Below are 7,366 nucleotides of genomic sequence, written 5' to 3'. Positions count from 1 at the left end.
ATACCAATCTACAATGTAGCCCCTTACTTAAAAGAATGTCTTGATTCTGTAATCAATCAGACTTATAAGAATCTGCATATAGTTTTAGTCAATGATGGAAGCACTGATGGAAGTTTAGAAATTGCAAAAGAATATGTTTTAAAAGATTCTCGCTTTATCCTCTTTGATAAAGAAAATGGAGGATTAAGCAGTGCTAGAAATGTAGGGATTGAATACTTTAATACGAATATAAAATTGCAAAAAAGTAAAGTCAATAATGAACTAGGGGGGGGGGGCAGTACTAACCTAAAAGCAAAAGAATGTTTAGATATTTCTTTAGAATCTAAAGACTTTACACAATCTTATCAACTAAAAAACACTCATTGCCAATATAAAGCAAAGCTAAGCAAAACTTACTCTTATAAAAACAACACATCAAAAGAGATAAACCCCCATTCTTCAGATTTTCATTCTTTTGCTTTTTTACAAACCTATGAAGTTAGAGATTCTAATCCTTATCGCATTAAAAAAATTTTTATGCAAACTAGTAAAACACAAGAACTTTTGGCTAGTCAAACACAAGATATATATACAAATGAGAGTGCTGTATTGGTTACTAGTAAAACACAAGAAAATGCTTTGCAAAATAGCATTAAAAATTCCCTAAACTCTTTAGAATCCACACATACTTATATTCCTCCACATATTGATTACGTTATTTTTTTAGATTCTGATGATTATTGGAGGGAAGATTGCGTGGAATTATGTCTTAAGGCTTTTGCAGATTCTCAAAGTCAAGGCAAGCAAGCAGAGGTTGTGTGGTTTGACAATGATGTGTTTTTTGAAAATCTGGCGTATGACAAGAGATTACTCACACAGTTTGAATACTTTTTTCAAGGCATTCCACGCCCTATCATAGATTCCCAAGAATGGTTTGAATTTGTCAGAGACAAAAAAATTGGATGGGCTTTTGCATGGTCTGGCATGATTGATTTTGCATTCTTGCAAAAGATTGGTCTTTATTTTATCAATGGCTTAAACTTTGCAGAAGATTTGGGGTTTGGGATCGTACTTTTTATACGAGCAAGTTATATTGCAAGAGTTGACAAAAAACTCTATGCCTATCGCGTAAGAGACAATAGCAATTCAAACTTTGAAAAAAGTGCGTATATAAGTGTCGCTCCGATTTTGTACGATTTACTCAAGATTTTTGATGATCCCTACCTCACAAGGAAATACCATCACCAAGAATGCGCTCTTGCTATTACATTTTCTTTGATTGATGAACTAGAAAAATGCGAAGATGAAAAAACTAAGAAAATGGCAAAACATTTTTTGCGTGCTTGTTGCTTATGGTCTCTAGGAATCTTTTGCTTTGATAAGGATCCACATAATATCAAGCAAAGACTCCCGGAACTCAAGCCTTATATCAAAGACTTACATCTTGGCAAGCTTAATTGCTTAAAGCATCTTGTGATTTCTTATCCAAAATTGGGATTTGTGTATGCATGGACTCAGAAACTAAAACATGGAGGAAACAAGAAATGGCTTGAGAAGCTCTAGTAAGCCTGGGATGTTGCTTTTTGTTTTTTAAGTAGGGGGGGGGTTATGAAATGCATATTGCGTCAAAGCACACAAACACAAGAAGTTTGACATATCTCAAAAGATATTCTTGCTAGGCTTACAAAGAAGTTTCCATTCGCATAGAAACTATTTTACAGAGCGATTTAATCTATTGGTATTGTAAGAATTACGACTTGAGGTTTTTTAGTAGAGAAGATGATAGTATTCCAACAGGTAATAATTCGCCTTATCACCAATCAAAATGGTATCCTCAAACCCTATAGCACCACCCATAACAATGCACACTGCTAATGTAATGCGTGTAAATCGTGATGGATACCAAAATGAGAGAAAACATAGATAAGTAACCCACTATAAAATACCAATGGGGCACTAAAGGGTATAGCCCAAGGTAAAAATGCACAAAACGCCTCAAGCGATATTTTTATATTTTGTTTTTAAGTATTTGCCTTAATCATTACCAACTCCTAGATACCTTATCACACATGAAACCTAAAATGCATGACATCGCCATCTTGCACGATATAATCTTTCCCTTCACTCCGCATAGCACCAGCCTCTTTGGCTTTTTGCTCCCCACCATATTTGATAAAATCCTCATAACTAATGGTTTCAGCTCGAATGAAGCCTTTTTCAAAATCTTTGTGAATCACACCTGCAGCCTGTGGAGCTTTATCGCCCTTTTTGATAGTCCAAGAATGTACCTCTTGCACTCCAGCAGTAAAATAGCTAATAAGTCCTAATTTTGCAAACCCTACACAAATAATCTGTGCAAGCCCACTATCTCCACCGCCAAGCTCTTGTAAAAACTCCTTGCGTTCCTCATCACTCATACCTACCATATCTTCTTCGATCTTAGCACAAAGCTTGATAACCTCACTTCCCCGCTTTGCTCCATATTCACGCACTTGCTTGACAAATTCATTATCCACACCTAAACCATCTTCATCGACATTCGCACCAAAAATAACTTCCTTATTACTCAAAAATCGCAGTTCTTTATCGAGGGTTAAAAATTCTTGCATATCACAAGAGTGAAAATTTTTAGCACTCTTGCCAGATTCTAGATGTGCAAGTAAATCTTTTGCCACCTCAAGCATAGTATTGGCACCCTTTTGTGCCTTACTTTCCCTCTCTAGCTTTGCAATACGCTTTTGCAATGTTGCTATGTCAGCCAAAATCAACTCTAACTCAATAATCTCAATATCGCCTATTGGATCTATACGATTTTCTACATGTGTAATATCGCTATCCTCAAAACATCGCACAATATGCAAAATTACATCAGCTTCTTTGATATTTGCCAAAAATTGATTACCAAGCCCCTCGCCTTTGCTCGCACCTCGCACAAGTCCAGCAATATCCACAAACTCTACTTGTGAATGTAAGATTCTCTGCGGATTTACAATCTTAGCCAACTCCAAAAGCCGATCATCAGGGACACTCACTACAGCCTTATTAGGTTCTATGGTGCAAAATGGATAATTTGCAGCTTGAGCATTTTGTGTTTTGGTAAGTGCATTAAAAGTTGTGGATTTACCCACATTTGGAAGTCCTACAATCCCAATAGACAATCCCATACTACACCTTTTTAGATTTTGGCTTTCTAGAATCTTGCTTAGATTCTAGATTCTCTATAAAAGCAAGCACAGCACGCACCCCTGCTCCACTCGCACCACTTGGGTTAATATCCCACTCACGCTCAATATACGCAGGTCCGGCTATATCGATATGTAGCCATTTATTTTTATATTCATCACGGATAAATTCCCCCAAAAACATTCCAGCGCTTATCCCACCACCATAGCGACTTGATCCGATATTGCAAATATCTGCAACCTTAGATTCTAAAAGTTTTTTGATATGGCGGTTAAATGGCAGACATGCCATCAATTCCCCACTCTGTAACGCACAAGATTCAAAGTCTTTTTTAAGTATTTCATTATATCCCATGATACCACTTGTATATTCTCCAAGTCCCACGACACAAGCTCCCGTAAGTGTCGCCAAATCCACAATAACATCAGGTTTTAGATCTTGAGCATAACTCAAACAATCACAAAGCACCAAGCGCCCCTCAGCATCGGTATTTCGGACTTCTATACTTTTGCCTTCACGCGAAAATAGCACATCATCAGGCTTATAGGCATCACCGCCAATCATATTTTCTGCCGCACCAATGATTCCATGCACCTCGATATGTAGCCCAAGTTCTGCCACAGCGTTCAAAATTCCTATAACCGCACACGCACCACTTTTATCTGCCTTCATCGTTATCATATATTCGCTTGGTTTGAGACTTAACCCACCACTATCATATGTTAATCCCTTGCCTACTACCACAACACGCGCCAAAGGCTTTTTTGGCTTATATTTCAAATGCACAAGATATGGTGGATTCACAGAAGCCCTACTCACAGCGAGATACGCACCCATACGCTCTTTTTGTAAGCCCTTTGTATCCAAAACTTTGCATTCTAATCCCTTTTTTTGTGCAAGTTTTTTACAATACTCCGAAAGATATGCGGGAGTCGCAACTTGTGGCATGGTATTTACCAAATCTCGCACTATATGCAAACTCTTTGCCACAATTTTTGCGCGCTTTGCGACCTTTCCTAGAACACTATCACCTTGTATATACACCTTCGAAAATACATATTCTTTTTTGTTTGATTTATATAAACCACTATCTTGCCAACCTGCCAAAATCCCAAGCATAAGCGCATAATCTAAAGTTTCATCACCAAATGCCTTTATGCCAATACTTCCAAATTTTAGAGATTTAAAAAATCGTGCAATATTTGCACCAACTTCACGCACAACATCTACATGACGCTCGTCTATGCACACAAGCAGTGTCTTTTTTTCTTGCAAGAAAAATTGTCCCTTACCATCAAACCCAAACTCTTGTGCCTTTTGTATATTTTTGCTTCCTTTAGAATCTAGCACAAATTCCACATATGCTTGACCTTGCATAGAATCTGTTATAACAATCTCAATCATTACTACTCCTTGCTTGTAATTTTGTAATACGCTTATCCACGCGCTTTGTTTGTGTTTGAAAATACCAAAGCACACCACCACCGATAATAATTGCTAAAGGAATAAGCAAATAAGGATGATCCTTAAACCAATCAAGCACAATAAAAATCTCTTCACCAAAATACCAAGTAAGCACGATAGTGATAGCTGCCCACACTTGTGCGCTCAAAAAATTAACAATAGCAAACTTCACAGCACTATAGCGCGTCGTACCAATACTCATAGGGATAATTGTGCGCATACCATACATATAGCGTTGTATAAAAATAATAGACCAACCATATCGCTGCAACAAGAGAGTTGCGAGTGCAAATTTTCGTCTCTGAGACTTTAGGCTTTCTTGAATCCCTTTGCGATTAAATCTGCCGATATAAAAATAAATCTGATCTCCTACAAAACCTCCAAAACCCGCAACAAAAATAGAGGCGAGTAAATGCATTTTGCCATCATGCACAGCTAACCCAGCAAAAATAAGCCCTAACTCACCCTCTAAAATCCCCCAAAAAAATAAAATCGCATATCCCCAATTCTCTACATGCTTATCCCAAAGCGTTACGATAAATTCCTCAAGTGAAAAACCTGTGCTTTTGTAATATACTATCAAACCGATACATACAAGGATCACACACACCCAAGTTAAGATTTTTTTTGGGTTTTGCTTTATAGAATGCCATAGAGTGTGCATAAATCCCCCTAAATATCTAGCACACAATGCACATCACAAAGCTCTTGGAGCTTTGCTTTTCCTCCAAGTTCGCACAAATGCAAAATAAACACCGCCTCCACGCATTGTGCGCCAAGTGTTTGGATAAGCTTCGCTCCTGCTTGTGCAGTGCCCCCAGTGGCAATAAGATCATCAATAAGCACAATACGCGCATTTTTTTATCTCCAAATGCATCAATGTGAATTTCTACTTCATCAAACCCATACTCAAGGCTATATTTCTCACTCACCGTGGTAAATGGTAGCTTGCCTTTTTTTCGGATAGGCACAAAACCTACTCCAAGGGCATATGCCAAGGCAGATCCAAAAATAAACCCTCGAGATTCTATTCCAGCAACAAAATCAATATCACGATGTTTATAGCGCTCAGCAAGGGATTGTATAAGCTCACAAAATATTTCTTTGTTGCCTATCATTGTCGTAATATCATAAAACAAAATCCCAGGCTTTGGATAATCCGGAATTTTGCGTATAGAATCTATTAATTTTTTGCTATCCATAAATACTCCTTAAATTATAAAAGTGCCTCAATTTTTTGCTCTAGCTCCTTAATACGCGCCTTGTATTTATCTGTCTCGATTCTATATTGTGAGTTACGAGCCTTTAAGACTTTTACTTCATTTTTGAGTGCATTCATCTCTTGTTGCATATTATCAATGTTGCCAAGCGCACGCTGTAGTTGTAGTTGATGTTTACGCACTAAAATTTCTGCCTCATTTAATGTAAGTTTCATAGAGGCGGCATTCTTCTCCTCTTTGCGCGCGACACTCTTATAAAAAAACGTCCGCACTATCATATACAGCACAAAAAGTATAAATCCTGTGAGAAAAATCCATTGTGCAAAAAGATTCATAACTTTCTCTCCAATCTATCTACCCAAGCTTACGCACCCTCTCAAGATGTCTGCCACCTTCAAACTCTGTGCTAAAAAACTGCAACACGATTTCTTCTGCCTCACCCTGCCCTATCACGCGCTCACCCATGCATAATACATTAGCATCATTATGTGCGCGTGCCATTTTTGCCAAATATGGATCGGTACAAAGTGCTGCGCGTATACCGCTAAAGCGATTTGCTGCTATACCCATACCTATACCACTGCCACAAATAAGCACACCTTTAGATTCTGTATTAGCACTAACGCTCTCACAGAGCTTTTTAGCAAAATCTGGATAATCCACACGCAAATTCGAATCTGGACCCAAGTCGCAAACTTCCAAACCTTTGGCACAAAGCACCTCTTTGACAAATTCCTTTAATCTAAACCCTGCGTGATCTGATGCGATAAAAACCTGCATTATAACACCCCTGTTTCTAAAATATGCTCTTTGGTTTCTTCTAGTGCTTGCTGTGATGAGACTTGCTTATCTCTATACTGCTTGGCTAACTCCTCAAGACCATTTATTCCCTTAAACAAACGCTCCCAACGAGTGATATAACGCTCTGATGTATGTATATCTGCACCTACTTCCTCACTATTAGCTTTTGTGAAACTAAAATAAATAAACCACGGCTGCCCTATGATATTGTTGTATGACACACTACCCCAAAATCGAGAATCAAAACTATTGTTGCGATTATCTCCTGCCATAAAAAATGAATCTTGTGGCACTTTAGTATAAAAAAATACTTCACCTTGCCTATCACGCAATTTATCCATCGCTATACCATCACGCATAGCCATATCCATAAACCCAAGGTTTGATACATACACAAATTCATCTTGTGCAAAGGTGGTATATTGTTTCTCAAAAATATCGCAATCTATGCGTCTATCTGCATCAGAGATACTCCCACCATCTTTACAAACTTTGGTATACAATCCTTTTTCATCACGAAAATATGCGCGTTTATATAGCGGCGTGATCCTAGAATTTTGGGCTTCAGAGATATGCCACCACCTTGGTGCATAATAAATTCCTGCGTGCTGCAATATAAATGGATCTTTTATAAATGTTCTTCCTAAAAATTCTCGTGTTTCCAATTTCTCACCTAATTGCTCTTTAAATTCTTTGATACCAGCATCTCCATTGTTTGG

Annotated in this window: 6 protein-coding genes and 2 pseudogenes; 1 reads left to right on the top strand and 7 read right to left on the bottom strand. The window is 37.9% G+C overall.

Features of this window, described 5'->3' with window-relative positions; all coding sequences use genetic code 11:
* Positions 1–229 (top strand): annotated as a pseudogene (locus tag C6H22_RS07300) (glycosyltransferase family A protein); the annotation flags it as partial.
* 1,813 nt (positions 230–2,042) lie between these two features.
* On the opposite strand, the gene ychF reads toward C6H22_RS07300, so the two are convergent.
* From ychF to C6H22_RS07265, 7 genes and pseudogenes are all read right to left on the bottom strand, one after another.
* On the bottom strand, positions 2,043–3,143 hold the full coding sequence (ychF, locus tag C6H22_RS07295; protein WP_104694640.1) for a redox-regulated ATPase YchF: 1,101 nt from the start codon (positions 3,141–3,143) through the stop codon (positions 2,043–2,045).
* Position 3,144: 1 nt separating this feature from the next.
* Positions 3,145–4,539, bottom strand: a complete 1,395-nt coding sequence (locus C6H22_RS07290) for a leucyl aminopeptidase (protein WP_267892037.1) — start codon at positions 4,537–4,539, stop codon at positions 3,145–3,147.
* A 19-nt stretch (positions 4,540–4,558) separates the two neighbouring features.
* Positions 4,559–5,290, bottom strand: coding sequence for a DedA family protein (locus C6H22_RS07285; RefSeq protein ID WP_104694638.1), 732 nt, complete (start codon positions 5,288–5,290; stop codon positions 4,559–4,561).
* A gap of 8 nt (positions 5,291–5,298) precedes the next feature.
* A pseudogene (locus C6H22_RS07280) lies at positions 5,299–5,828 on the bottom strand (adenine phosphoribosyltransferase).
* Between the two features lie 14 nt (positions 5,829–5,842).
* Complete coding sequence (locus C6H22_RS07275) at positions 5,843–6,181, bottom strand: hypothetical protein (protein WP_104694637.1); 339 nt, start codon at positions 6,179–6,181, stop codon at positions 5,843–5,845.
* Between the two features lie 19 nt (positions 6,182–6,200).
* The gene (gene rpiB / locus C6H22_RS07270) at positions 6,201–6,626 is read right to left on the bottom strand and encodes a ribose 5-phosphate isomerase B (RefSeq protein WP_104694636.1); all 426 of its coding nucleotides are present in this window, start codon (positions 6,624–6,626) and stop codon (positions 6,201–6,203) included.
* Positions 6,626–7,366 (bottom strand): S26 family signal peptidase (locus C6H22_RS07265; RefSeq protein ID WP_199769823.1); only part of this gene is annotated, 741 nt, incomplete at its 5' end. The genes C6H22_RS07265 and rpiB, both read right to left, overlap by 1 nt.

Origin of the sequence: Helicobacter equorum, from assembly GCF_900198655.1 — a bacterium.
GTDB classification, from domain to species: Bacteria; Campylobacterota; Campylobacteria; order Campylobacterales; family Helicobacteraceae; genus Helicobacter_F; species Helicobacter_F equorum.
The sequence above is the reverse complement of the archived record's forward strand: the minus strand, read 5'-3'. Positions and strand labels throughout refer to the sequence as shown.

Excerpts from the sequence above, each read along its gene's own strand:
- C6H22_RS07290 (WP_267892037.1), bottom strand. The coding sequence starts at position 4,539 with ATGCAAGGTCAAGCATATGTGGAATTTGTGCTAGATTCTAAAGGAAGC.
- rpiB (WP_104694636.1), bottom strand. The coding sequence starts at position 6,626 with ATGCAGGTTTTTATCGCATCAGATCACGCAGGGTTTAGATTAAAGGAA.
- ychF (WP_104694640.1), bottom strand. The coding sequence starts at position 3,143 with ATGGGATTGTCTATTGGGATTGTAGGACTTCCAAATGTGGGTAAATCC.
- C6H22_RS07275 (WP_104694637.1), bottom strand. The coding sequence starts at position 6,181 with ATGAATCTTTTTGCACAATGGATTTTTCTCACAGGATTTATACTTTTT.
- C6H22_RS07285 (WP_104694638.1), bottom strand. The coding sequence starts at position 5,290 with ATGCACACTCTATGGCATTCTATAAAGCAAAACCCAAAAAAAATCTTA.